The organism is Bacillus sp. JZ105 (assembly GCF_053903125.1).
This window is the reverse complement of sequence record NZ_CP096387.1, coordinates 1,622,934-1,648,025: the sequence shown is the minus strand read 5'-3', so window position 1 is coordinate 1,648,025 and position 25,092 is coordinate 1,622,934. Positions and strand designations below refer to the sequence as shown.

21 protein-coding genes are annotated in these 25,092 nt (G+C 41.4%); all 21 read right to left on the bottom strand.

Going from position 1 to position 25,092, the window contains the following annotated elements; all coding sequences use genetic code 11:
* Position 1 precedes the first annotated feature (1 nt).
* Positions 2–895, bottom strand: a complete 894-nt coding sequence (locus M1D81_RS08360) for an ABC transporter ATP-binding protein (RefSeq protein ID WP_456265075.1) — start codon at positions 893–895, stop codon at positions 2–4.
* Positions 896–916: 21 nt separating this feature from the next.
* Entirely contained in the window at positions 917–1,210 is a 294-nt protein-coding gene (locus M1D81_RS08355) for a winged helix-turn-helix domain-containing protein (protein ID WP_135031763.1), read from the bottom strand.
* The gene (locus M1D81_RS08350) at positions 1,203–1,796 is read right to left on the bottom strand and encodes a hypothetical protein (protein ID WP_197172836.1); all 594 of its coding nucleotides are present in this window, start codon (positions 1,794–1,796) and stop codon (positions 1,203–1,205) included. Before M1D81_RS08350 ends, M1D81_RS08355 begins: the two co-directional genes overlap by 8 nt.
* 306 nt (positions 1,797–2,102) lie before the next feature.
* The gene (locus M1D81_RS08345; RefSeq protein ID WP_456265076.1) at positions 2,103–3,236 is read right to left on the bottom strand and encodes a glycoside hydrolase 5 family protein; all 1,134 of its coding nucleotides are present in this window, start codon (positions 3,234–3,236) and stop codon (positions 2,103–2,105) included.
* Between the two features lie 24 nt (positions 3,237–3,260).
* Positions 3,261–4,490 (bottom strand): endo-1,4-beta-xylanase, encoded by a 1,230-nt coding sequence (locus M1D81_RS08340; RefSeq protein WP_456265077.1) that lies wholly within the window; start codon positions 4,488–4,490, stop codon positions 3,261–3,263.
* Between the two features lie 80 nt (positions 4,491–4,570).
* Positions 4,571–6,676, bottom strand: a complete 2,106-nt coding sequence (locus tag M1D81_RS08335; RefSeq protein WP_456265078.1) for a glycoside hydrolase family 48 protein — start codon at positions 6,674–6,676, stop codon at positions 4,571–4,573.
* Positions 6,677–6,709: 33 nt separating this feature from the next.
* On the bottom strand, positions 6,710–8,560 hold the full coding sequence (locus tag M1D81_RS08330; protein ID WP_456265079.1) for a glycoside hydrolase family 9 protein: 1,851 nt from the start codon (positions 8,558–8,560) through the stop codon (positions 6,710–6,712).
* Positions 8,561–8,985: 425 nt separating this feature from the next.
* The gene (locus M1D81_RS08325; RefSeq protein WP_456270894.1) at positions 8,986–13,299 is read right to left on the bottom strand and encodes a PolC-type DNA polymerase III; all 4,314 of its coding nucleotides are present in this window, start codon (positions 13,297–13,299) and stop codon (positions 8,986–8,988) included.
* A 73-nt stretch (positions 13,300–13,372) separates the two neighbouring features.
* On the bottom strand, positions 13,373–15,070 hold the full coding sequence (locus M1D81_RS08320) for a proline--tRNA ligase (protein ID WP_456265080.1): 1,698 nt from the start codon (positions 15,068–15,070) through the stop codon (positions 13,373–13,375).
* An 80-nt stretch (positions 15,071–15,150) separates the two neighbouring features.
* Complete coding sequence (rseP, locus tag M1D81_RS08315; RefSeq protein ID WP_456265081.1) at positions 15,151–16,416, bottom strand: RIP metalloprotease RseP; 1,266 nt, start codon at positions 16,414–16,416, stop codon at positions 15,151–15,153.
* A 6-nt stretch (positions 16,417–16,422) separates the two neighbouring features.
* Positions 16,423–17,574 carry a 1-deoxy-D-xylulose-5-phosphate reductoisomerase gene (gene dxr, locus M1D81_RS08310; protein ID WP_456265082.1) on the bottom strand — a complete coding sequence of 384 codons (1,152 nt, stop codon included), beginning with the start codon at positions 17,572–17,574 and terminating at the stop codon, positions 16,423–16,425.
* A gap of 39 nt (positions 17,575–17,613) precedes the next feature.
* Positions 17,614–18,408 (bottom strand): phosphatidate cytidylyltransferase, encoded by a 795-nt coding sequence (locus M1D81_RS08305; RefSeq protein ID WP_024424148.1) that lies wholly within the window; start codon positions 18,406–18,408, stop codon positions 17,614–17,616.
* A gap of 12 nt (positions 18,409–18,420) precedes the next feature.
* Complete coding sequence (locus M1D81_RS08300) at positions 18,421–19,203, bottom strand: isoprenyl transferase (protein ID WP_456265083.1); 783 nt, start codon at positions 19,201–19,203, stop codon at positions 18,421–18,423.
* A gap of 130 nt (positions 19,204–19,333) precedes the next feature.
* Positions 19,334–19,891, bottom strand: a complete 558-nt coding sequence (frr, locus tag M1D81_RS08295; protein ID WP_024424150.1) for a ribosome recycling factor — start codon at positions 19,889–19,891, stop codon at positions 19,334–19,336.
* 1 nt (position 19,892) lies between these two features.
* Entirely contained in the window at positions 19,893–20,615 is a 723-nt protein-coding gene (pyrH, locus tag M1D81_RS08290; protein ID WP_008344767.1) for a UMP kinase, read from the bottom strand.
* 134 nt (positions 20,616–20,749) lie between these two features.
* Positions 20,750–21,631 carry a translation elongation factor Ts gene (gene tsf, locus M1D81_RS08285; RefSeq protein ID WP_024424151.1) on the bottom strand — a complete coding sequence of 294 codons (882 nt, stop codon included), beginning with the start codon at positions 21,629–21,631 and terminating at the stop codon, positions 20,750–20,752.
* Between the two features lie 91 nt (positions 21,632–21,722).
* On the bottom strand, positions 21,723–22,457 hold the full coding sequence (gene rpsB / locus M1D81_RS08280) for a 30S ribosomal protein S2 (RefSeq protein WP_024426991.1): 735 nt from the start codon (positions 22,455–22,457) through the stop codon (positions 21,723–21,725).
* Positions 22,458–22,612: 155 nt separating this feature from the next.
* Positions 22,613–23,152 (bottom strand): hypothetical protein, encoded by a 540-nt coding sequence (locus M1D81_RS08275; RefSeq protein ID WP_024424153.1) that lies wholly within the window; start codon positions 23,150–23,152, stop codon positions 22,613–22,615.
* Positions 23,153–23,173: 21 nt separating this feature from the next.
* Positions 23,174–23,941 carry a FliA/WhiG family RNA polymerase sigma factor gene (locus M1D81_RS08270; RefSeq protein ID WP_024424154.1) on the bottom strand — a complete coding sequence of 256 codons (768 nt, stop codon included), beginning with the start codon at positions 23,939–23,941 and terminating at the stop codon, positions 23,174–23,176.
* Positions 23,942–23,965: 24 nt separating this feature from the next.
* Entirely contained in the window at positions 23,966–24,466 is a 501-nt protein-coding gene (locus M1D81_RS08265; RefSeq protein ID WP_024424155.1) for a chemotaxis protein CheD, read from the bottom strand.
* Positions 24,466–25,092 (bottom strand): chemotaxis protein CheC, encoded by a 627-nt coding sequence (locus tag M1D81_RS08260; protein WP_024424156.1) that lies wholly within the window; start codon positions 25,090–25,092, stop codon positions 24,466–24,468. The genes M1D81_RS08265 and M1D81_RS08260 overlap by 1 nt, the downstream gene beginning before the upstream one ends.

Sequence of the window (25,092 nt, the reverse complement as noted above, 5' to 3'; positions counted from 1 at the left end):
TTTATTGTAATTGATCACGTAAATCTGTTCCTGTTAATTGAAAAAAGACATCTTCAAGTCTCGGTCTGTATAAAGATAATTGTTGGGGAACGAGTGATTCCTTTTTACTCAGTTTAGCCAAATCTTCTAAAGTATCTAATGGTTTTGTAGTTTTAATTAACACTCCACCTTGATGAGTAACAAAATCATACCCGAGACTAGTTAATGTTTTATTAGGAATCATAGATTCAAAAAAGACAGATGTTTCTGCGTAACGATTCAAAAGCTCATCTATTTTGCCTTCTTCAACAATGTTCCCTTTATCAATGAAAGACACATAATCACATAAACTCTCTATTTCCTCCATATAATGACTAACATAGATAATAGTTCTTCCCTCTTCCTTCAATTTATTAATGATGTCGAAAATATAGCGTCTTGATTGAGGATCTACCCCCACTGTCGGTTCATCTAAAAGAATTAACTTAGGAGCATGCATTAGAGCGCAGCCAATATTCAAACGACGTTTCATTCCTCCTGAAAAGCTTTCAACTATATCATTTGCTCTTTCCCACAATCCTACATCTTTTAGTGTTTTTTCTACTCTTTCTTCTAATGTTTTCCCTTTCAAACCATAAATTTGTCCAAAAAACTCCATATTTACTTTAGCTGTTAATTTTTCCTCTAAGCTGATGTCTTGCGGGATGTAGCCGAGCGCACTCTTAGACTCACCAACATGCTCAACTCTGCCTTCATAAGATTTAATGATGTGAGATATAATTTTCATCAAGGTTGATTTACCAGAACCATTTGGACCTATTAATCCATAACAAACTCCTTCTGGAATTGTTAATGTAATACTTTTTAACGCTTGGGTAGTCCCGTATTTTTTACTGACGTTTTCTATTTTCAACATTCGGCACTCTTTCCTTCCATGTCATTTATTTTTTAAAATGGCTTCAATAACACTCAAATATTCTTTGTAGGCGTGCTCTCCTAAATTTGTTATACTAACGATTGTTTTTGGTTTTTTATCCACAAATGTCTTTGTAATTAGCACATAGCCTGCATCCTCTAATTTTTTTAAATGCGAGCCCAAATTACCGTCTGTTACAGATAAAGAGGCTTTTAAGAAGCTAAAATCACATTTTTCATAAATCATTAGTAAACTCATAATCCCTAACCGAACTTTTGGATGGATTAAATCATTTAAACTATTGACATTACTCATTTCCTTGTCCTTTTCTTTTTAAAATCACACCAGTTAATAACAAACTTCCTCCACCAATAAAAGCGAAGATAATGTTCATTAAACTAGGAAATAATAAAAATGTAGTTACACCTAAAACACTTAGCCAGAACCCCATAATAAAGATCTCTTTAGCCAGAACAATACCTAAGAGTAAATACATGATAGAAACCAATAAAACAACATAAAAGGGTAAATTATTTAATGTATATGGTAATAAACCAACACATATTAAAAAAATAAAGATACCTAAAATAATTCCAAGACCAAGCCATGTGTATTGTAATTGAGTTCTTAAAAACAAGGGCATTGGTATCATTTTCTTTTGTTTAAAATATGTAGTTAAAGTGATAACCCAGCCCGCAATGCCTAAAATAAGCCAAAAGACACCTGCAGTTATTGAATTAGCAAAAAGTAAAGGTATTGAATATCCCATTATCCAAATGAGGCCCCAAATGATAAAATAAATACTGGTTTGTTTGCAATACTCTGTTTTATAGTTTGTAATCGTCTTGATATGAGATAAATTCTCTAATATTTCTGAATTATTGAATTTTTCATTAGGCATAAATAAACTCCTCTTCCACAAAGAACTCTGTACTACAGAGTATATAATTAAATTTCCATTTAGTCAAGTTATTGGAAATACCTTTTTTATGAATTAAAATAAACCACCTCCTTCCTAACGAATCTCCAAATACCTTCTGCTTCTTGATCGTTTCTGAAAACCTTATTCAATGGTTGGTCTCAAACCGCTTCATATTTTAAAATATAGAAAAAGCGATAAACAAGCATTTTAAATTTTCTATTTGGAAAGTAAGAACTACTAATTGGAGTGAGCTATATAAACAGTTCCTTATTCAGCAGGCATTCGTCATCGATTCTTTTCATTCATTCTTTTCGCATGTTCACTGATAAGTGCTGCCTCCCTGCTTCCTTTTATAATGCGGAAACCGTCATAATCCGGATAGAGCGAATCATCGTCCTGAATGCTTGTTAAAATCCAAAATTGACTGCCAGCCCCTCCGAGCCGTTCTACCGCTGACAGCCAGCTTTGATATACGTCAGGACGAGCTGATTGATTTTGATAGCCAAACTCTTCTAGCACAACTGGCTTTCCGATTGACTTCCCGCGGGTGATATGGTCTTCGATCCATTTCACTCCCCAGTCAGCAGATTTGCTCCAGTGATCTGGGTACAGATGATAGGTTCCATAATCGATATTAGGAAGAGAAGTTAAACGGTCCCAATCGACGCCTTCTCCTCCTCCGTAAAACCAATCTTCATGTCCTGGTATGTGAAAGAATCCTTCATCTCCTACTGCAACAAGATGGTGACGATCCAGTGATTTGATCCAAGTACTCATTTGATCTGCCCATTTGACTAGTACATTTCCCGTTGGATCTGACTGCATCCGCGGCTCGTTGGCTAATTCCCAAGTCATAATAGCTGGATCGTCTTTATATTGAACACCTGTATACGTATTGGTTCTTTCTAATACATAGCGCACATAATTTTTGTAAGCTTTTTGAATACGAGGATCTGTATAGAAGGCATCATGCGATCCTGCCCCGAACCACTTCACATATTGATTCATACCGCCAAAGTCATCCCAATTGTTCACTAGTGGGATCACAAGCTTTATTCCTTCCTGTCCTGCTTTATATATCACATAATCTAGTTTTTGAAAACCAGATTCTTCATAGACGCCTGGACTAGATTGTAAGACTGAGTTTTCTTGAGGGGCCCCATCGTGAAAGCCCCAAATCCTGATGACCTTTAAATTCATTGCTTTCATATCATCGAACACAGCATCTACCATCTTTTTAGATTTGTAATGGAAGTAGTAATTATTTGTACCGGCGAAGTAAAATGGTTGATTGTTCAGCGTAAATTGTGTACCAGACGTCTGCACATAAGCGGCGGCCTTCACCGTAAGCGAAAACCAGCCGGACCATATAGCGGCTACAAGTATGAAGCAAGACACTCTTTGAGCCCACTTTTTCATTTACATTCTCCTCACAATCTATCTCTATCCTTCTTGAGGCAGGATTACGTCTAGTTGAAACGGTGTTTGTTCATTTGAATCAAGTTCAATCGTCTGCTGTTTGAGCATTTTATTTTCTTTACCGATTCGAATCTCATATGTTCCATGAAATGCTGGACATGTCACATTGCCATTAGCATCTGTTTTTTCAACTCTTTGGGTCGTCCACTCATTTAGAAGCTTTTCATAACGTCGTCCTGCTTCATTTAAAGACCAATCATAATTCACGATAGCTGCATGTTCACCTCTCCAATGAGCACCTGCCCAAAATCCCCACATCAGCACTCCTTTTACGGCTGGATGACTAAATGCGACGCGATATAAAGCCTCCAGGTTATCCGCTCTTCTATTAGGATCAGGATGAACAGAATCGTACTCTGTGACCCATATTGGAAGACCAAGCTCAGCAAGCACATCGAGCCTCTCTTTGACAATGACTGGATCGACCCGTTCTTCAAAATGGCCTTGAACCCCAATCGCCTCAATAGGTGCGCCTAACTGACGCAGTTCATTGATATGCGCTTTATAGGCATGGTGTTCACCATAAGAGATCACATTATAATCATTCACAAACAATAGTGCTTGAGGGTCAATTTTTTTCGTTTCTTCATACATCCACTTCCAAATATTTTTCCCAAATCGATCCTTAAAAAATGAACCATGCATCATTTCATTGTTTACATCCCAATGACGGAACCTTCCCTTAAAGTGATTGCCCGCATGCTCAAGCCGGTTTTTCATGGCTTCATATACTTCGTGATTCGGCAGTGACCTCAGCCAGCTTGGATTCGCATCCTCTACCTCCCAAAATAAAGCGTGCCCCCTCACTGGAATCTGATGCCGATCTGCAAAATTCAGCATCGCATCTGCTTTTTCGTAGGTGATTTTCCCTCTTTCTGGCTCATTCGCATACCATTTTGCTTCATTTTCAAAAACAGCCCAATTAAAATGCTTCACGAAAAAATCAGCATATTGTTGATTAAATAATACTTGATCATTCATCGCTGAACCAAAGGCGAATTCATGTCTGATTTGCTTTATTTCAATCTCTATACCTGCTATTGGCTTTTTTTCGCCGTTTGTCACGTTGATCACAAGATCTCTTTGTCTATGCTCTGAGATTCGATCATCCGCCTCTTGTTTCCACCTTAGATTTTCCTGCCCATTTTCGCCCCTATTGAATGAATGATGAAGAAAGCTTCTTTCTTTGACCATGTAAACTCACCCTTATTTTCATTGGATTGATATACCTATTCAAACTGCCGGCTAGAAGCCGGCAGCTTGATTTTGACTTCTTAGTTGATCAGACGATGGTATTCAGCATAGGCAGTGGCCATATCCACTTGAGACCAGAAGCGGTGATAAGTGAAAACTGGTGCGCCATTCTCCCATTTCCCTGTAGCTTCATTAAATGAAGACTGATATTTACTTTCGAGTGAAGACCACGCTGGATCTTGTTTAATCTTCGGACGAAGATCAGCAAAACTCGTATAGACTCCATTCCCTCCTCGCTGCGGGTCAGAAGGAATGGTGCTGGCTCCAGGAATCTGATTTCCTTGACCAAATGTCCCGTTCCATCCATTTGGGAAATACACTTCTTTTCTAAAGAAACGGTCATAGTCTTCTCTATCTTCCTCTGTCACTATGCCGACGCCATCATTGTAATTCCATGCAACCTCTAGGAGCTGCGCGGCTGCATCTTTCGCTCTTGCACCAAGCGCTGTATAATCACCTGTTTCCAGCTTTGTGGCTGCAGCAAAGAATATCAAAGCTTTGGCTAGACTTCCTAATACGCCTGTATCCTGAGTCGGATCTTTAGTTACAGCTGTTAAATTTGGATTTCCTGTTGCAGACTGGAACCCATTCCAAGTATCAGGCTGGCCGCTCCAAGCAATATTTCCAGGAAGCCAAAACTCTCCAGGCGCACTTGTTGTAGCAACCGAAACATTCGTTCCCCCTAGAATTCTTTGTCCCTGCTCATCTAAGAAATAACCCTCTTCATCCGACACAGGACGGCTGCCGATAAACATGTAATCTAAGGCATAGCTGACCCATTTTGTTATGACAGATTTGGCCATTTGGACATTTTCAGATGTTTTGTCGCCATCTTTTACAAAAATATAATAAAGCTCTGCTACGCGCTCCATAGGCCACGCCTGCATTCCAAACCAGTTATTTGAAGGCGGGTCAAGGTAAACAGGTGCATCTTCATATGCCATATCATAAAAAGTACTTCTTCCTGCTGGATAAGCGCTGTAGTCTCCATTCCAGCTATTGGTTGCGCCTCCTGCTATGGCTCCTTCTTTCGATTGAAGCCATACATAAAATTCAAGCTGTCTCTTTAATGTTTTTTCCCAATCGCTTGCCCCTGTTGCTGAAGATGGCTTTAAGCCTCCTTTATCAGAGGATAAAGCATAAGCGGCGACAGGATTTTGATATCCCTGATGACAATGACTCGCTCCGATACGCCATGACCAGTTTGCATAATCCCCAAGTCCTCCGCCCCAAGAGGTATACCACGCCATTAAGTAATGACAGGCACCCTTTCCGTTTCCAGGATACGGATTCCCCTGCTTTCCGCTTCCAATCGTTTGAAAATATTTATCGTACATGCCGTAACGGAGAAAATCCCCCATTTTTTTCGCTTTATCAAGATAAGCTGACCGATTATAGCCGAGCTCCTTTGCCCAATACATCGCTTGTATCGCACGTGCATCAGCATCCGTTGCATTCGTATAGCGCCACTGGGCAGCTGGAGCTTGATTTTCTTTTGTGAACAAGCTCATGAAGCCTTCATTCGGCTTACCAAAAGATTTATCGTCCTGTGATGGATGAGGAATGGACTCCCATACTGATTCCTGCGGACCACGCTGGAATGTGTTCACATAGGCGGCTTTATGTGATGGGTTGAGCAAGTTGCCATAGCCATACCAGTTATCTACATCAAGGAGCCAGTGCATTAAATACGTTTCATTCGTCCCATAGGTTGATTTCAATTCACTATCAATTGGATCTTGACCAGCAGGACGAGCACCAGTCAGCTGGCTTGGGTATTGATCCGGAAATGGTTTCTCTGCTGCGTATGTGGCTGGGCTGGACGGATTGTAAGCGTCCATATGCGGCTGCTCATCATTTCCATCTTCATTGACTGGGATGATGTACTTCTCCATATTGTCCCAAGCTGCCTCTAATTTGCTCCAGTCCCCTGTGTAATGTCCATACAGCACCTCAAGCCACAGCCAATAGCTATACGCTTCTGAAGTTGTCATATGCCCGTAATCAGGTGCTTCACAAATGAGCGTCTCGATTGAATGATACGGAATTCCTTCTGGTGAAAAATATCCATTCGCATCGCTTTTGATTTGATGATAAAGCGTTAAAAACCGTTCTTTGTTTGACAAGTCCTTCACCCTTTCAATAAAATCGTTGAATTTTTATTTGTCTGGAAGTGTGCCAAATACTAAAACACCATCGTCAAAGACAGGAATCTTTGTTGTTTTTTGCATATTGGATGTTAACCCTTGATAGGAAAAATCATTTGAGGCATCCCATATATTCGATCCATTTGGAGCAGATAATCGAAACTGTATTTCCTTCTTATGCTCAGATTCTCCTATAGGAGAAATAGCTACGCCTGTAAAATCGATTTCTGCAAAATAGACGCGGCTTGATGCGTCATATACCTTTAAAGACGATAAGGAAGCGCCTTCATTGTAGGCTGCTGTTACTTGAATATCCTTTTCAGTGAACCCCTTTGCAAAGACCTCGCTCAGATTGACGTAATATCTAAAGGATAGTGTTTGACTGCTTCTTGCCGGCCAGCCGGATCTGTTGTACAGCACTGCTTTCACTTGAGTAGATGTTGTATCGTTATGCATCACAGCTGCCTCTACAAAAAACTCATCCTCCACTTGTTCTTTAGGCGGGAAATTTGGCAGCTTTGATTGCCCTTGACCAAACAGCTGCACCATTTTGGCGATATTTCCAGTAAAGGCGGCATTGTAATCAGTCGCCACCTCGTTAGATATATAATCAGAGATGTCATCATCATATTGATCCTGTGCATCAGGACCTCCAACAAGCGCTCCATAAAGAGTGTGCCGGTGAGATGGAGGATTTGTCAGCTGGTTAGACCATGAGCCATGTGCAGTTCGGTGGTGCGGGTGCTTCGGCGGATTCTGGCCAAACCCAACAACATAGCTTCTATTCAGCGGATTATCACCCAGCATATAGTGAGTTTGCTTAATCGCAAACGATTGGTATCGATTCTTCTTTTCTTGATCAGATACCCAATCAGCATAGACAAAGGCTAAAAATGCTGCATTGGCGGCATAACGAAGTGAACCCCATTGTTCAAGCCATGCTAAACCGCCAGGCGTATAGGTGATTCTTTCTACTTTTCCATTTTGAACAAGACCTGTGGTCCAGTAATCAAGGTTGCGCTCTGTCGATTCTATAAATCTGTTTTCTTTCGTGATTCTTGCTAGTAAGATTTGTGAAGCAAAAAAAGTATTGTCCCATGACATGGTAAACGTATAATCCCAATCCTTCGGCCATTCCTCTACCGCTTTTAATGCTTTGTTTAAATAGGTTTCTTCATTTGTCGCCAAGTACAGCCAGATTCCGCCCCAAATAAGTTCGTCAACATAGCCGCTCCAAGAGTTGTAAAATGGCTGCGCATTGGTGACACAATCTGTATATTTGCCGCGATACCTGTCAGCAAATGCATATAGCTGTTTGGCATGCGTCAAAAGCTTTGCTGCATAAGAAGCATCTGTTTCTTTAAAAATGATAGAACCTGCTGCTAAAGCCGCCGCAGTTTGTGCAGCTACTTCTGTGCCAGGACAATGTTCATCAATTTTAAAAGCTGGCCGGTTCATCGGCATCACTTCTGCTGGCCCCCACCAAGCATGATCAGCGTTTCCATCACCTACTTGCGCCCAAAATTCATTCGGTCCTGTATGTGCTTTCAAAAAATAATCTGTTGCCCACTTGATTTGATCTAAGATCTCCTCAAGCAGCTCCGCTTCCTCATAAGCTTCTCGGTATTCATATACTGTCCATGCAAGCACGGCTGCTGAGTAAGCCATCGGAAGTCCAAATTTCACATGATCTCCTGCATCATACCAGCCGCCAGTTAAGTCATGCCCAACATCCTTCCCGTCCTCTAGTCCAGAATCTCCCCGCCAGTTAAGACGATTACTTTCCGGAAGCCGGCCTGACCGTTGCGCTTCATAAAACAGCATGGATTTTTGGAGAACCTCTACATAGTTGTAAGATGCCATGTCTCTATTGCTCACCCCTTCTTTTTAGTAAAACATTGATCAATAGACGCTACCGCCTCCTTTTTATCCTTCATTTCGTGATCTGTACAGTTTTGAAAAGAATCAAATATGTTTCAAAAATAAGCATAGTAAACAGCAATCAGCTTTACGCTCATCGAAGATTTTCTCTTGATTCTCCTTCTGACTGTACCCAGAATGATCATATGTCGCTTGAGAACATTTCAGACGGCGAATTTCTCTTTTGAGCTCTATTTGGGTAGAAAGAATGACATACAATCTCTTCTCTTAAAACATCACGCTAAATCAAGATATATGAACGAATAAGAAAATAATTCCAGTTGATGAGAAATCTTTATTAGTTAACATAATAAAATTATTGTATATATAGAAAAGAACGCCCTTTTAGGGCGCTCTTATTCATCATGTTAAAATAAAGAAAGCTGGTTTTGATCAGGAAGTGATTCTAAACAGCCTTGACGATCTAAATATTCAAGGATGGTCTTCGACACTTTTCCGCGTTTTTGTAAATCTTCTTTTGAGAGGAATTCCCCATCTTGCCGCGCGCGGACAATATTTAACGCAACGTTTGTACCGAGACCGGGGATCGAGTTAAATGGCGGTATTAATCCGTCTCCGTCAATGATAAACTCTGTTGCACTTGAGCGGTAAAGGTCAACTTTTTTGAAGTGGTAGCCTCTTTCACACATTTCAAGTGCAAGTTCTAGTACAGTTAATAGGTTCTTTTCTTTCGGTGATGCATCTAAACCTTTTGAATTAATATCGTCCATAACGGCTCGAATCGCATTCGATCCTTTTGTCATCGTTTCAATATCAAAGTCATCCGCACGAACGGTAAAGTAAGCCGCATAGTACAGGAGTGCATGATGCACCTTGAAATAAGCAATACGAACAGCCATTAATACATAAGCAGCCGCGTGGGCTTTAGGGAACATGTATTTAATTTTTTTACAAGAATCAATATACCAGTTTGGTACATTATTATTCTTCATTTCTTCTTCCCATTCAGGAGGAAGCCCCTTTCCTTTACGAACAGATTCCATGATTTTAAAGGCAAGTGACGGCTCTAAGCCTTGATAGATGAGATAGACCATAATATCATCACGGCACCCAATTACTTCACTTAGTTCACACGTTTTATTGTGAATGAGCTCTTGCGCATTTCCAAGCCAAACATCCGTACCGTGTGATAGTCCAGAAATCTGAACAAGCTCTGAGAAGGTCGTTGGTTTTGTATCCTCTAGCATTTGCCGAACAAATCTTGTCCCAAATTCCGGGATACCGAGTGTGCCTGTTTTACAGCCAATTTGCTCTTCTGTGACACCTAGTGGCTCTGTCCCTTGGAAAATCTTCATGACTTCAGGGTCATCTGTTGGAATCGTTTTTGGATCGATTCCGCTTAAATCTTGAAGCATACGAATAACCGTTGGATCATCGTGCCCAAGAATATCCAGCTTCAACAAGTTATCGTGGATCGAATGGAAATCAAAATGTGTCGTCTTCCAATCGGAACCTGTCGCATCTGCTGGGTATTGAATAGGGGAGAAATCGTAAATGTCCATATAATCCGGCACAACGATAATCCCGCCTGGATGCTGGCCTGTTGTCCGTTTTACTCCTGTACAGCCTTGTACAAGCCGGTCGATTTCAGCGCCTCTCATATGAAGGTTATGATCTCCTGCATAGCCTTTTACGTAACCATATGCTGTTTTTTCTGCAACGGTACCAATCGTACCTGCTCGGTATACATAATCTTCACCGAACAACTCTTTCGTATAGTTATGTGCGATCGGCTGATATTCGCCTGAGAAGTTCAAGTCAATATCAGGGACTTTGTCTCCTTTAAAACCTAAGAACGTTTCAAACGGAATATCATGGCCATCTTTTTTATACGGCGCTCCACATTCTGGACAGTCCTTATCAGGAAGGTCAAAGCCTGAACCAACAGATCCGTCATTAAAGAACTCAGAGTGCTTACAGCTTGGGCATACATAATGAGGTGCAAGTGGATTCACTTCAGTAATCTCTGTTAATGTCGCAACAAGAGAGGAGCCGACAGATCCCCTTGAACCAACGAGATATCCATCATCAAGTGATTTTTTTACGAGCTTATGAGAGATTAAGTAAATAACGGCGAAGCCATGACCGATAATACTTTTTAATTCTTTCTCAATACGGTCTTCTACGATTTTCGGCAGGTCTTCTCCGTAGATGCTGCGCGCCATTTGATAGCTCATTTCCCGTATTTCTTCATCTGCACCTTCAATTTTTGGTGTGTAAAGATCATCTTTGATAGGTTTAATGCTTTCGACCATCCCAGATACTTTTTGCGTATTTGTGACGACGATCTCTTTCGCTTTTTCGTCTCCTAGGAAGGAGAAGGCTTCGAGCATTTCATCTGTCGTTCTAAAATGAACTTTTGGCAGTTCATGGCGGTTCAGCGGATTCGCTCCACCCTGTGATGAAATTAAGATTTTACGATAAATTTTGTCCTCTGGATGCAGGTAATGTACATTTCCAGTTGCCACAACTGGTTTATTCAGCTTTTCGCCAAGTTTGACAATGTTTGTGATGATTTCTTTTAACGCACGTTCATCTCGAACAAGCTCAAGCTGCAGCAGGTGCTGATATACTTCTGGCGGATGTACCTCTAAATAGTCATAAAATGCTGCAATGTCTTCCACCTCATCAGGTGACTTTTGCATCATTCCTTCAAATACCTCACCCTTATCACAAGCAGACCCAACAATTAAACCTTCTCGATATTTCTCAAGCTGGGAGCGCGGAATACGCGGGACCCGGTAGAAATAATGAATATGAGAAAGTGAAACAAGCTTAAATAAATTCTTAAGACCTGTCTCATTTTGAGCAATCAAAGTCGCATGGTAAGGACGTGAGCGCTGGTAAGCATTCGACTGCCCCATGTTTTCATTCAATTGGTCGTGATAGGCAATTTCTTTTTCAGCCGCATCTTTTAGCATCTTCAGCATGAGATAGCCTGTCGCCTCTGCATCATAAATTGCCCGGTGATGCTGCGTCAGTTCAATATCGAACTTTTTACAAAGGGTGTTCAGCCGGTGATTTTTAAATTCTGGGTAAAGGAACCGGCCAAGTTCAAGTGTATCAATGACAGGGTTTGACGCTTTATCTGTTTTTAACAACCGTTTATACGCAGCATTTAAAAAGCCCATATCAAAGCTCGCATTGTGCGCAACAAGGATATCTTGTCCAATCCATTCTTTGAAATCCCGTACAACGTCGACGACATCTGGTGCATCTCTCACCATATCATCGGTGATACCTGTTAATTCGATGGTGGTCGCTGATAACGGGTGATGGGGATTTGCAAACGCCTCAAAGCGGTCAATGATTTCCCCGCCTTTTATTTTCACTGCTGCCAGCTCAATAATCGTGTCATAAACAGCTGAAAGTCCAGTTGTCTCTACGTCGAATACGACATAGGTCGCATCCTCTAACAAGCGGTGCTCTGGGTTATATGCAATCGGTACCCCGTCGTCCACTAAGTTGATTTCCACACCGTACATCATTTTGATGCCATGCTTTTTACTCGCTGCATACGCATCTGGGAAGGATTGTACAACGGCATGATCTGTCAGGGCAATTGCTTCATGCCCCCATTTTTTTGCTTGTTCAACAAGTCTGCCAATGCCAGTGACAGCATCCATTTGGCTCATAGGGGAATGTAAATGAAGCTCCACACGCTTTTCACCCTCAGGTGCTGTATCTTCTTTCAGCTGCGGTTTCATTTCATTGACATCATTAGCGATCATGACAAGATCTCTGACAAACGTATCATTTTGAATGCTTCCTCTTGCTTTCACCCACATGCCTTTTTTCAATGATTTCATCAGCTGAGCATCTTCTTTTTCTCTTGCAAACATTTTGATCAAAATACTGTTTGTATAATCTGTGATCTTAAAGATACAAAGTGTTCTCCCGCTTTTCAGCTCACGCGTTTCTGCATCGAATACGTAGCCTTGAACGGTAATTCTTCTTTCCTCGTCCATGATACTATCAAGCGTACGAATTTCTTCATTATCTTTGATTTGATAGCCAATCATCAGAGGGCCTGACGGAGCTTCATTCTGCTCCTCACTTTCTTTCTTCTCCATCTCAGTGAGGGCTTGCATGGCTCTTTCTTGATCTTCAGCAAGCTTTTGTTCTCTAAACTTCTGAATCTCTTGATCTGATACAAAAATTTCTGTATCAAATTGCAACTCTGGAAAGCCCACTTGTTTAAATGCGGCCTGGAGCATCGGACTGTACTTCTTCTTAATAGCGAGTGCCTCTGTTTCGCTTTTCGTTTTAATGATGATTTTATGTCCAGACAGCGATGGTTTTTGCTGCTGAAGCAAGCTGATGATTGGGGGAGAAATTCCTTGAAGTTCTTCCACACAATGTGACCAGTACGATTGCACGAGTTCTTCAGATATGTGCGGATCACTCACTTCAATCGTACAAGTGATTTGTGCAATATGTGAAAATGCATTTGTCAGTCTGCTGAGAAACATGGCGTATACTTTGTAAGGCAAAAGCGCTTTAAATTTAAAAAGGAAATGCCATGTTTTCGTCGCCTTGTGCACCGTCAATTTGACGATTTCTCCTTCTTCAAAGTAACGACTGAGGTCATCATCTGTCATTTGAATCTGATTGAGTAATATATGAAATTGCCGCCGTGTGATCGGTAATTGTTCATCCAAGACAGGACCCTCCTTTTGTCAATCAGAAAGGTACCTCTTTTCTACAGGAGGTACCTTCATTTTTTTGTTCGTTTTATGCTTGGCGTATAAATGAAATCAAATCATCAACAGATACTTCATGTGATTCACCTGATTTTCTAAACTTCACTTCTACTATACCTTCTTCTGAACGTTTTCCGCAGCTAATGCGAATTGGCAGTCCAATTAAATCACTGTCTGCAAATTTTACTCCCGCACGCTCCTGGCGGTCATCGAAAAGTACGTCAAAGCCTTCAGCTTCTAAGCGCTCGTACAACGTTTCAGCTAGTTCTTTCTGCGCATCGTTTTTCATATTTAATGCAAGGAGGTGAAGATCATATGGTGCCACTGTTTCTGGCCAAATGATTCCTTTCTCATCGTGATGCTGTTCAACAATCGCTGACAGCGTTCTAGAGATACCGATGCCATAGCAGCCCATAATCATTGGCTGCGCACGACCATTCTCATCGAGGTACGTTGCATCCATTGACTCAGAATAACGAGTGCCCAGTTTAAAGACTTGTCCTACTTCAATCCCTTTAGCAAACTGGATTGTACCTTTCCCATCTGGAGAAACATCTCCTTCTTGAATCAAGCGAAGATCTGTGAATTCTTTCACTGACACATCACGTGCAGGGTTGACATTGACATAATGATAATCCGCTTCGTTTGCACCAGCGACTGCATTTGTCATTCCTTTCACAGCAAGGTCCGCATAAATATCGACTTCTGCTTCCAGTTTAACAGGTCCGATAAATCCAGGCTCAGTTCCAATGACTTCCAGCACTTCTTCACGTGAAGCAAGCTCGACAAGCTGTGCTCCTACTAAGTTTTTCACTTTCACATCATTTACTTCATGGTCGCCTCTAGTAAGAATGAGAACATACGCATCATCTGCTTTAAACAAAACAGATTTAATGCAAGCAGAAGGATCAACTTCTAAAAATCCAGCCACATCTTGAATGGTTTTCGCTTGCGGCGTGTGGACTTTTTCAAGCTCTTTGAAGTCCGCAGGATTTGCTTCTTCTCCGTGATATACAGCCTCAGCCATTTCAATGTTTGCAGCATATGAGGAAGTATCAGAATAAGCGATGGTATCCTCTCCGACTTCTGAGAGCGCCATGAACTCATGCGTATCTTTTCCTCCCATTGCCCCAGAATCTGCAATGACTGGTCTAAAATTGAGACCCACTTTTGAGAACACATTAGAGTAAGCCGTAAACATTTTGTTGTATGTCTCATCAAGGCTTTCTGGTGAAGAATGGAATGAGTATGCATCCTTCATGATAAATTCACGTCCGCGCAGCAGTCCAAAGCGCGGTCTCTGTTCATCACGGAATTTTGATTGAATTTGATATAGCGTTAAAGGAAGTTTCTTATAAGATTTCACTTCGCTGCGTACTAGTGATGTGATCACTTCTTCGTGGGTTGGACCAAGCGCAAATTCGCGGCCATGGCGATCCTTCATACGCATCAGTTCTGGACCGTATGTATACCATCTTCCTGACTCTTGCCACATTTCAGCCTGCTGCAGCACTGGCATTAGCAGCTCAGCTGCGCCTGCCTTTTCCATTTCCTTGCGGACGATCGATTGAATATGCTGGATGACTTTATGCGCAAGCGGCAGATAATGATAGATTCCACTTGTATTTTGTCTAATAAACCCAGCTCTTACTAAGAGTTGATGACTTTTTGCCTCAGCATCTGCCGGCACCTCTCGAAGAGTCGGAATAAAAGTCAGGGATTGTCTCATGTCGTTACACCTCATTTATGAAATAGGACTTCTCACAAAAACTCTTGTTTCCCGGAATGAGAAACAAGAGAGAATGGTTTTTATAAAAATAACCGCTGAATGTCATTCCACGTTACCACTAACATTAACAGCATGAGGAAAGCAACACCGATAAAGACAACAAGTGCTTCCTTCTCACGATTAATTGGTTTACCGCGAATGGCTTCAACAACTAAGAATAGTAAACGTCCTCCGTCTAATGCAGGAATCGGTAACAAATTCACGATGCCAAGGTTGATACTGAGGAACGCCGCAAACTGCATTAATGTTAACACACCTTGTTTGGCTACTTCTCCTGTCATGTCATAAATTCCAACAGGACCTGCTAACATATCTAGTGAAAATTGTCCTGTGACAATTTTTTGCAAGTTCGTTAAGATCAGACCTGCCGTTGAAACGACAGTTGTTCCAGAAGATGATATGACTTTCAAAAATCCATTTTCCGTTGGCGGATATGATCCGAAACGGCCAATGCTTTTCCCATCTGCTTTCACAGCTTCTGGTACAACCTGCACAGTGCTTTCTTTGCCGTCTCGGTCAATAACGACATTCATTTTTTTCTCAGGGTTCTTTTGAACTGTTTGAACGACGTCTGTCCAAGAATTCATTTTCTCGCCGTTAATGGACACGATGTGATCTCCCTGCATGAGTCCAGCTTCAGCCGCCCGGCCGTCTTTCGTCAGCTTACCGAGTACAGGATCATCAACGGTTACCCCTTGAATAAAACCTAAAGCAACCAAAATCACATACGCCAGGATAAAGTTCATAATCGGTCCAGCTGCGATGGCTTTAATTCGCTGCCATACCGTTTTTGAACCAAATTGACGATTGTATGGTGCGATTTGAATTTCTTCACCATCTGCAATATAGAAGCTTGTTTGACTGACATTGTAGCCAGTCAGAATATCTTCATTTCCAGCTTCATATCCCGAGATTCTCATGGCATGATCTAAATCAATCTGCTCAACTTCGATGACAAGTGCATCAGGATATTTTTCTTTATCATTTAAAATGATCTTTTCTACTTCATTTTGCTCATTGAATAAGAGCCCCACTGTATGACCTGGTTTAATTTCGATGACTTCAGGGTCCTCTCCAGCCATTTTAACAAATCCGCCAATAGGGAGAAGTCTAATGGTATAAACGGTTTCTTTTCGTTTAAAGGAGAAAATTTTCGGCCCAAAACCAATTGCGAACTCGCGGCATAAAATCCCCGCGCGCTGCGCCATAATTAAATGGCCAAGCTCGTGGAAAAAAACGAGCGTTCCAAAAATAATAATAAACGCAATCACTGTATTCACGAACATACCACCTTATGTGAGGATTGATTGAACAAAGTCTCGTGTATCTTTGTCCACTTCATGGATATCTTGCAAACTAGGCGTTGAAATCACATGATGTCTGATTAGTGCCTTTTCAATCAATTCTTCAATTTGCAGGAACGTTACTTTGCCTTTCAGAAATGCATCGACTGCCATTTCATTTGCTGCATTAAGTACAGCAGGCATTGTCCCTCCTATTTTACCTGATTCATAAGCAAAATGTAAGCAGCGATACCTGTCAAAATCCGCTTTTTGGAAATTCAATTGTCCAATCTCCCAAAGGTTCAATGATTTCGCTTCTTGTAACGGCGCCCTGTCAGGGTATGTGAGTGCATATTGAATAGGTACTCTCATGTCAGGTGTCCCTAACTGAGCCATGACGCTTTTGTCGTGAAATTCCACCATCGAATGGATAATGCTCTCTTTATGTAGCAGCACATCAATTTGTTCATAAGGGATATCAAACAACCAATGTGCCTCGATCACCTCGAGCCCTTTATTCATCATCGTCGCTGAATCAATGGTGATTTTCGCTCCCATCGACCAGTTCGGGTGGTTCAGCGCTTCTTCAACCGTAACACCTTCAAGTTCAGTTCGTTTTTTATCTCGGAAACTACCGCCTGAAGCTGTCACGATTAAGCGTTCAATATTTTTAGCTTGTTCACCTTGCAGGCATTGAAAAATAGCGGAATGCTCACTATCGACAGGAAGTAAAGGTACATCATAAGTTTTGGCGTACTCTTTTACTATATGACCAGCTGTTACAAGTGTTTCCTTATTTGCGAGTGCAATCGTCTTTTTTTGTTCAATGGCCTTTAATGTTGGAACAAGTCCAACACTTCCTACAAGTGCATTGACCACTACGTCCACTGCATCATAGGTCGCTGCTTCAATGTTGGCTTCATGACCAGCAGCCAGCTTCACATCGTATGCAAATGAATGATTTTTTAGCATGTGATAGGTTTCTTCGTCTACACAGCCGACGAATTCAGGCTGAAAGCGCTCAATGATTGGAATCGCCTTTGCTATATTTCTGCCAAATGTCATGGCTTCCAGCTTAAACTTGTCAGGGTGCTGACTGATCACATCTAACGTTTGTTCTCCAATTGATCCTGTTGCGCCTAATAGTGAAATATATTTCAAATTGCCACTCCTTCTCTCGTTCAATAAGTTTCTATGAGGTTAGCTGGCAAACGTTGCAAGCAGTAAGTATAAAAACGGCAGAACGAATAAAAAGCTGTCAAACCTGTCCAAAATCCCGCCATGGCCAGGGAGAATTGTCCCTGAATCCTTCACGTGATAATGACGCTTTAAAGCAGATTCCACAAGGTCGCCAAGCTGTCCGAAGATACTGAGTAAAAGAGTAATAAACATCACAAGCAGATATGATGGCAAAAATCCTGTAACCGCCTGAAACACAAGTGACAACACGACCGCTGTGACGATTCCGCCGATAAATCCTTCTACTGTTTTGTTTGGGCTGATTTCTGGCCAAAGCTTTCGTTTCCCCATAGATTTCCCAATAAAATAGGCTCCTGAATCAGTAGACCAAATAATCACTGCTGCGAAGAAGATCGCACTCATCCCGTATAAGCCTCTAATTTGGATAAAGTAATAGAAACTAACGCCAATATATAATGTGGCTAATACAACAAAAGCAACCTCATCGAATGTGAAAGAGTTTTTGCTCAAAACTGTATAAGTTAAAAGTATTAAGACTGCAAATAAAGCAATCTGCATTTTTGATGCGTCCACGTTTGGGAAGAAGCTGTTGTCTCCGCCCATTAAAAGCCAAAGCAATATTAAGCTGACAATACCAGGAAAGCTGAAAATCGAGATCTTTTTCATTCTTAAAAGCTCAAAGAGAGCGACACTTCCCATTAAATAAATCAGCAGGGTAAATGGCATCTGTCCATATATAACTGCAAGCAAAAAGACTGCAGCTGCCAAAACACCCGTCAAAATTCTTTGTTTCATCTGCACCACCCTCTAAAGTCCACCGAACCTCCGGCCGCGGCGCTGGTACTCTCCGATAGCGCCTATAAGGTGCTCATCAGAAAAGTCAGGCCATAGCACATCCGTAAAGACAAACTCGCTGTACGCAATTTGCCAAAGCATAAAGTTGCTTAATCTAATTTCTCCACTCGTGCGAATGAGCAAATCCGGATCTTGAAGAGATTCTGTCATTAAATAAGCTGAAAACATCTCTTCTGTGATGTCTTCTGCTCGAAGCTTACCTTCTTTGACCTTTTCAGAAATTTGTCTGCATGCGGAGACGATTTCTGTGCGCCCTCCATAGTTGAGCGCAAAGTTCAAAACGAGCCCGTCGTTATTCGCCGTACTCTTTACTGCGTTCTCTACCGCTTTTTTCGTATGCTGCGGGAGGCCGTCTGGATCACCTGTTAAACGCACACGGACATTCTCCTCGATGAGTTCAGGCAGGTAGATGTTTAAAAATTCTTCAGGAAGTTTCATTAAAAAGTCTACTTCTAGTTTTGGACGTTTCCAATTTTCCGTAGAGAAAGCATACAAAGTCAGCACTTTGACATTCAGCTCATTTGCAAGCTTTGTCATGCGCTTGACGACTTTCATTCCTTCATGATGACCTGCTACCCGTGGAAGAGCACGTTTTTTCGCCCATCTTCCGTTCCCATCCATGATAATGGCGATATGTTCAGGAATTTCTCCATTTAATATGTCTTCTTTTGTCAGGCTTTCTAAGTTGGAAGCTGCTGTTTGCTGATTCTTCCAATTTTTGAGTATATTGAGCATGAGATTCCTCCATCACCCAAAAAGGTTGCGTTCCCGCTAAATAATATAGTCATCAACAGTATTAACAAAAAAACCCCCTGTAAACATGAAGAGGGTCTTTTCACTATTATCTATTGTACATAGTTTTTTCTTAAACTTCCATGATTTCTTTTTCTTTATCTTTCGTCACGTCATCAATTTTAGCGACATATTCATCTGTCAATTTTTGGACATCTTCTGTTGATGATCTTAATTCATCTTCAGTGATCTCCCCATTTTTCTCAAGCTTTTTCAAATCATCGTTTGCATCACGACGCACGTTACGAACAGCTACTTTTGCTTCTTCTGAGTATTTTTTTACGACTTTCACAAGCTCTTTACGTCTTTCTTCAGTTAGCGCAGGAATCGCAATACGGATCACATTTCCGTCACTTGTTGGTGTGATGCCAAGATCAGACTTTTGGATCGCTTTTTCGATATCACCGATTGCTGTTTTATCGTAAGGTGTGATAATCAGCATACGTGCTTCTGGCACCGTGATCGACGCAATTTGGTTAAGCGGTGTTTGTGCACCGTAATAATCCACTGTCACTTTATCAAGCAGTGAAGCATTCGCGCGGCCTGCACGAACAGTTGCAAGCTCACGTCCGTATGCTTGTACGGCTTTTTCCATTTTTTCTTTCGTTTGGTTCAACACTTCTTTTGACACGTTATTTCCCCCTCACGATCGTTCCGATTGATTCGCCGTTTACGGCACGTTTAATATTTCCTTCTTCCATAATGGAGAATACGATTAATGGAATGTCATTGTCCATACATAATGAGGACGCAGTAGAATCCATTACAGCAAGCCCTTCTTTAAGTACATCAAGATATGAAAGCTTATCATATTTTACTGCATCCGCATCTGTACGAGGATCAGCACTGTAGACACCATCTACATTATTTTTCGCCATTAAAATGACATCTGCTTCAATTTCTGCTGCACGAAGTGCTGCCGTAGTATCTGTAGAGAAATAAGGGTTCCCTGTTCCAGCAGCAAAAATGACGACACGTTTCTTCTCAAGATGACGGATCGCTTTTCTTCTTATGTATGGTTCTGCAACCTGTCTCATTTCGATAGAGGTTTGCACTCTTGACTGAATGCCAAGCGTTTCTAGGCTGTCCTGTAACGCCAGTGAGTTCATCACTGTTGCCAGCATCCCCATGTAGTCTGCTGTTGCACGGTCCATTCCTAGATCACTGCCTGTCTTTCCGCGCCAAAGGTTTCCTCCGCCTACAACGACTGCCACTTCAACATCAAGCTCTGCAATTTCTTTTACTTGCTTTGCAATTGATTGAATGACAGTTGGGTTAATTCCATTTCCAGCATCACCCGCTAGTGCTTCGCCACTTAGCTTCAGTACAATGCGATTATATTTCGGTTTGCTCATGATAACCTCCAAGTGTAAACTATACCGTCTCTTATTATGCGTAAGAAACTGCCTTTTGTAAATCAATATCCTCTAAAAAATAGGGAACACAGTGCTTGTGCTCCCTAAAAAAGCCCCAGAGAGCTTTTCAAACATTATTTTTTCACTTGGCTCATAACTTCTTCAGCAAAGTTGTCTTGACGTTTTTCAATACCTTCGCCCACTTCATAACGAACATAAGTTTGAACAGTTGCGTTTTTCGCAGCTACAACTTGTTTCACTTTTTCATCTGGGTTTTTAACGAACGCTTGGTCAAGTAAGCAAATTTCTTCGAAGAATTTGTTTAGACGGCCTTCTACCATTTTAGCTACGATGTTTTCAGGCTTTCCTTCTTGAAGCGCTTGCTGTGTTAGTACTTCACGCTCACGGTTTGCTTCTTCTTCTGACACTTGGTCACGAGAAATGTATTTAGGGTTTACAGCTGCAACGTGCATTGCGATGTCTCTTGCAAGTTCTTCGTCAGTTGTTCCATTAAGAACGGCTAACACACCGATACGTCCGCCCATGTGCAGGTAAGAACCGAATGCAGCATTATCTTCTTTTGTGATGACAGAGAAACGGCGTAGAGTGATTTTCTCTCCGATTTTCGCAATTGCAGATGTGATATGCTCTTCAACTGTTGAACCGTTTTCCATTTTAGAAGCATGAGCTTCTTCAAGTGTTGCAGGTTTAGCAGCAAGCAAATGATCAGCAAGTTCGTTAAGAAGTGCTTGGAATCCTTCGTTTTTCGCAACGAAATCCGTCTCAGAGTTCACTTCTAGGATCACGCCTGTGTTGCCGTCAGTTTTGATAAGAGTTAATCCTTCTGCCGCAATACGGTCTGCTTTTTTCGCAGCTTTTGCGATTCCTTTTTCTCTTAGAAGGTCGATTGCTTTCTCGATGTCACCATCAGTTTCTGTTAACGCTTTTTTACAGTCCATCATACCTGCACCAGTTTTTTGACGCAGTTCTTTAACTAATTGAGCAGTAATTGCCATTTTACATTTCCTCCTTCTATGTTAAAACACGGATTACTAGGTGAAAAAAAGGTGATAAAAGGCATTTCCCTCTTATCACCTTTTGAATAGGTTACGCAGTTGTTGTTTCAGTTTCTGTCGTTTCTTCTACAACAGCTTCTTCTTCGCCTTGTTTAGACTCAAGAATCGCATCTGCCATTTTAGCAGTTAGAAGTTTTACAGCACGGATTGCATCATCGTTTGCAGGGATCACAACATCAATTTCGTCTGGATCACAGTTTGTGTCAACGATACCGATGATTGGGATATTCAATTTACGAGCTTCTGCAACTGCAATACGCTCTTTACGAGGGTCGATAATGAAAAGTGCATCTGGAAGACTCTTCATGTCTTTGATTCCGCCTAGGAATTTTTCAAGACGCTCTAATTCTTTTTTCAGTTGAACGACTTCTTTCTTAGGAAGAACTTCGAATGTACCGTTTTCTTGCATTTTTTCAATATCTTTTAAACGTTTAATACGTTTTTGGATTGTTTCAAAGTTTGTTAAAGTTCCACCAAGCCAGCGTTGGTTCACATAGAACATACCAGAACGGATTGCTTCTTCTTTCACTGAATCTTGTGCTTGCTTTTTCGTACCAACGAAAAGGATTTTTCCTCCGTCAGCAGCAAGGTTTTTCGTGAAGTTGTAAGCTTCCTCTACTTTTTTCACCGTTTTTTGAAGGTCGATGATGTAGATACCGTTACGCTCTGTAAAGATGTAACGCTTCATTTTTGGGTTCCAACGGCGAGTTTGGTGACCGAAGTGAACACCAGCTTCTAGCAATTGTTTCATAGAAATAACTGACATTTTGTTGCCTCCTAATATAATGGTTTTTTTTCCTCCGCTTAAGTCATGTTCACATAAAACTGCGCCACGGCAGCACCTTTATACGAATCATTAAGCGTGTGTATTTAACACCAAGAAATAATATAACACATGATGGACTGACAATCAAGAATCCTTTACAGCTTTCCGCTAAATTTTAATAAAAGCTCGATTTCTGTCTTGCCAGTTTTCATTTCTTTCGCTATTTCTTCTAGTGACCGCCCTTCATCATATAGGGTCTTCACTTGGTCCTCGAATGTTTCTTCTATTTCACTTTTAGAAGGCAGAGAAGCCTCTGTTTCAAGTTGTGGAACGGGTTCGTTTACCTTCTCTTCCTGCACCTCAACTTCGCTAAGGAGAGCCGACAGGTGCTCTGGTACGGGATCTTCACTTTCGACCGATTGCTGGGATTCAATTGGTGGTTGTGGCTGCTTTGGTGTCTGAAGATCCGATTTCAGCTCTTCAGCAGAAAAATCAGGGGAAGCGGCTGCCACTTTTGATAGTTTGTCATTCTCTTCTTTGACCTCCATCAAAAATGCAGCCAGGGTATTTTCCGTTTCTTCTAGAAGTTCTCGCTGCTTTTGTTCTGTTGCCTTCAGCGAATTCATTCTCGTATATAAAATAATCACAAAATAAATAAGTGCAGCATGAAGCATGAAGCTAATCAGCCATAACATATTTTTTCACTCACTAACTCTTTAAGATTGAATGGCTTTATCAAGCAGATGCTTAAGCTTGAACAAGGCCTTTGAATGAATTTGCGAAATGCGCGAAGTAGATAAATTGAGCACTTGACCGATTTCCGTTAATGTCAGTTCTTCTTTATAGAAAAGACTGATCACAAGCTTTTCTTTTTCTGAAAGCTCTGTGATTTTTTCAGAAAGCTGTTCAATTAATTCATCTTTCAGCATTTTCTCTTCTGGAGTCACAGACTTCTCGTCGCGAATCATGACTTGGACGTTCTCTCCGTCTTCTTGATCATGCAGCTTCTCATCAATTGAGAGCAGATTTGCAAAGAATCCTTCATTCATCGTTGTGACGACATCCTGTTCACTCATGCCGAGTTCCTCAGCCACCTCTGTCGGCGTCACATTACGCAAATAACGCTGTTCAAGCTTTTCAATAGCCGCTTCTACTTTTTTTGTTTTTTCTCTTGATGTACGAGGCAGCCAGTCCTCTTTACGAAGACCGTCGATAATGGCCCCGCGGATTCTGAAGGATGCATATGTATCAAACTTCAGATCTCTTCCGGGATCAAATTTTTCAAGGGCATCATATAAACCGAGCATCCCTAGACTGATCAAGTCTTCTTTATGCACTGACTTCGGGAGACCGATGGAAATTCTTCCAACATGATATGTGACGAGCGGCATATAGCGGCGCATAAGATCATCTCCAGCAGCTGGGTCTTTCCACTCTTTCCATCTAGCCCATAGCGCCTGATCTTCGTAATTTAAGGATTGCATCTTTATCCCCCTATACTTCCTTAGTTATATCTTCATAATGCCTTGCTTCACAGTACGGATCTCAAGCTCTGCCGTAAGCGGATCGAATTCGATCGTGCGGCCACTGTTTCCGCCTGTATCCTCACTAATAATCGGGATATGATGAAGAGACAGATGTTCTTTTACAGCTGAAACGTTTCTAGGTCCAATTCTCATTAGATCATTGGTTGACTTAAACTTAAACATTTCCGCTCCGCCAGCAAGTTTTGCCTTTAGCGCATGTTTGCGTGCGCCTGCTTTTAAGAGCAAATCAATTGTATGCTTGACACCTGTATCTGCATATTTAGCCAAGTTCTCCACCGCCCCTTTTGAAAGAGAGGAATCTGGAAGCATAACATGGACAAGGCCTGCCAGCTTTTTGTCTTGATCAAACAAGACAAGCCCTACGCAGGAACCAAGACCGGATGTCCGAATGCGGTCCGGTGATTTAACAAGCTGAACATCCGCAATACCAACCTTTACAACTGCCGGAATTTGCACGTTCATTATAGGTTACCTAATGCTTTGAATAGTTTTTCAAACGATTCAAAGTCTGGTAATAGAAACATATTTCCTTTCAGCTCTTGCTTATTTTGATCATCAAAAATAGATGTATCAATCACAATCGCCTGATCACCAAGAGGACTGAATTGCATCAACCCTTCACTAATGACAGCCCCGAACATATCGAGCGTGACATCTGGAACACTTGGGTAAAGCTGCAATTTTGTTAAATCGGCAAGGGCTGATAAATAAGAGCCCGCTAAAATATTTCCAAGTTCATGAAGTGCTGACGTCCCCATCTCATGTTCATGAATCGTATCAATATCAAATGCCGGATCCTGGACAAGCTCTCTTACAAATTGCTCTGCTTGCTCAAACGGCATAATGAAAAAGATTGAGCCGGTTAAATCCCCTTCCATTCGCAGGAAAATACTTGCAACAGGAAGGTCTGCACCGCCAAAGAAATCCATTAAATCTTCAAACGAGAGAACCTTGACAAAAGGAACAGCCATATCGATTTTGCGATCCAATAGGTTGGCAAGAGCAGACGCTGCGTGGCCTGCCCCGATATTCCCAACCTCTCCTAAAATATCTAGCTGTTCATCTTTAATTTCGTTGAAAATGCTCAT

Bases quoted from the DNA above. Each gene is read 5' to 3' on its own strand.
- M1D81_RS08360 (WP_456265075.1), bottom strand. From the start codon at position 895: ATGTTGAAAATAGAAAACGTCAGTAAAAAATACGGGACTACCCAAGCG.
- M1D81_RS08355 (WP_135031763.1), bottom strand. From the start codon at position 1,210: ATGAGTAATGTCAATAGTTTAAATGATTTAATCCATCCAAAAGTTCGG.
- M1D81_RS08350 (WP_197172836.1), bottom strand. From the start codon at position 1,796: ATGCCTAATGAAAAATTCAATAATTCAGAAATATTAGAGAATTTATCT.
- M1D81_RS08345 (WP_456265076.1), bottom strand. From the start codon at position 3,236: ATGAAAAAGTGGGCTCAAAGAGTGTCTTGCTTCATACTTGTAGCCGCT.
- M1D81_RS08340 (WP_456265077.1), bottom strand. From the start codon at position 4,490: ATGGTCAAAGAAAGAAGCTTTCTTCATCATTCATTCAATAGGGGCGAA.
- M1D81_RS08330 (WP_456265079.1), bottom strand. From the start codon at position 8,560: ATGGCATCTTACAACTATGTAGAGGTTCTCCAAAAATCCATGCTGTTT.
- M1D81_RS08320 (WP_456265080.1), bottom strand. From the start codon at position 15,070: ATGAGACAATCCCTGACTTTTATTCCGACTCTTCGAGAGGTGCCGGCA.
- rseP (WP_456265081.1), bottom strand. From the start codon at position 16,416: ATGTTCGTGAATACAGTGATTGCGTTTATTATTATTTTTGGAACGCTC.
- M1D81_RS08305 (WP_024424148.1), bottom strand. From the start codon at position 18,408: ATGAAACAAAGAATTTTGACGGGTGTTTTGGCAGCTGCAGTCTTTTTG.
- M1D81_RS08300 (WP_456265083.1), bottom strand. From the start codon at position 19,203: ATGCTCAATATACTCAAAAATTGGAAGAATCAGCAAACAGCAGCTTCC.
- pyrH (WP_008344767.1), bottom strand. From the start codon at position 20,615: ATGAGCAAACCGAAATATAATCGCATTGTACTGAAGCTAAGTGGCGAA.
- tsf (WP_024424151.1), bottom strand. From the start codon at position 21,631: ATGGCAATTACTGCTCAATTAGTTAAAGAACTGCGTCAAAAAACTGGT.
- rpsB (WP_024426991.1), bottom strand. From the start codon at position 22,457: ATGTCAGTTATTTCTATGAAACAATTGCTAGAAGCTGGTGTTCACTTC.
- M1D81_RS08275 (WP_024424153.1), bottom strand. From the start codon at position 23,152: ATGTTATGGCTGATTAGCTTCATGCTTCATGCTGCACTTATTTATTTT.
- M1D81_RS08270 (WP_024424154.1), bottom strand. From the start codon at position 23,941: ATGCAATCCTTAAATTACGAAGATCAGGCGCTATGGGCTAGATGGAAA.
- M1D81_RS08265 (WP_024424155.1), bottom strand. From the start codon at position 24,466: ATGAACGTGCAAATTCCGGCAGTTGTAAAGGTTGGTATTGCGGATGTT.
- M1D81_RS08260 (WP_024424156.1), bottom strand. From the start codon at position 25,092: ATGAGCATTTTCAACGAAATTAAAGATGAACAGCTAGATATTTTAGGA.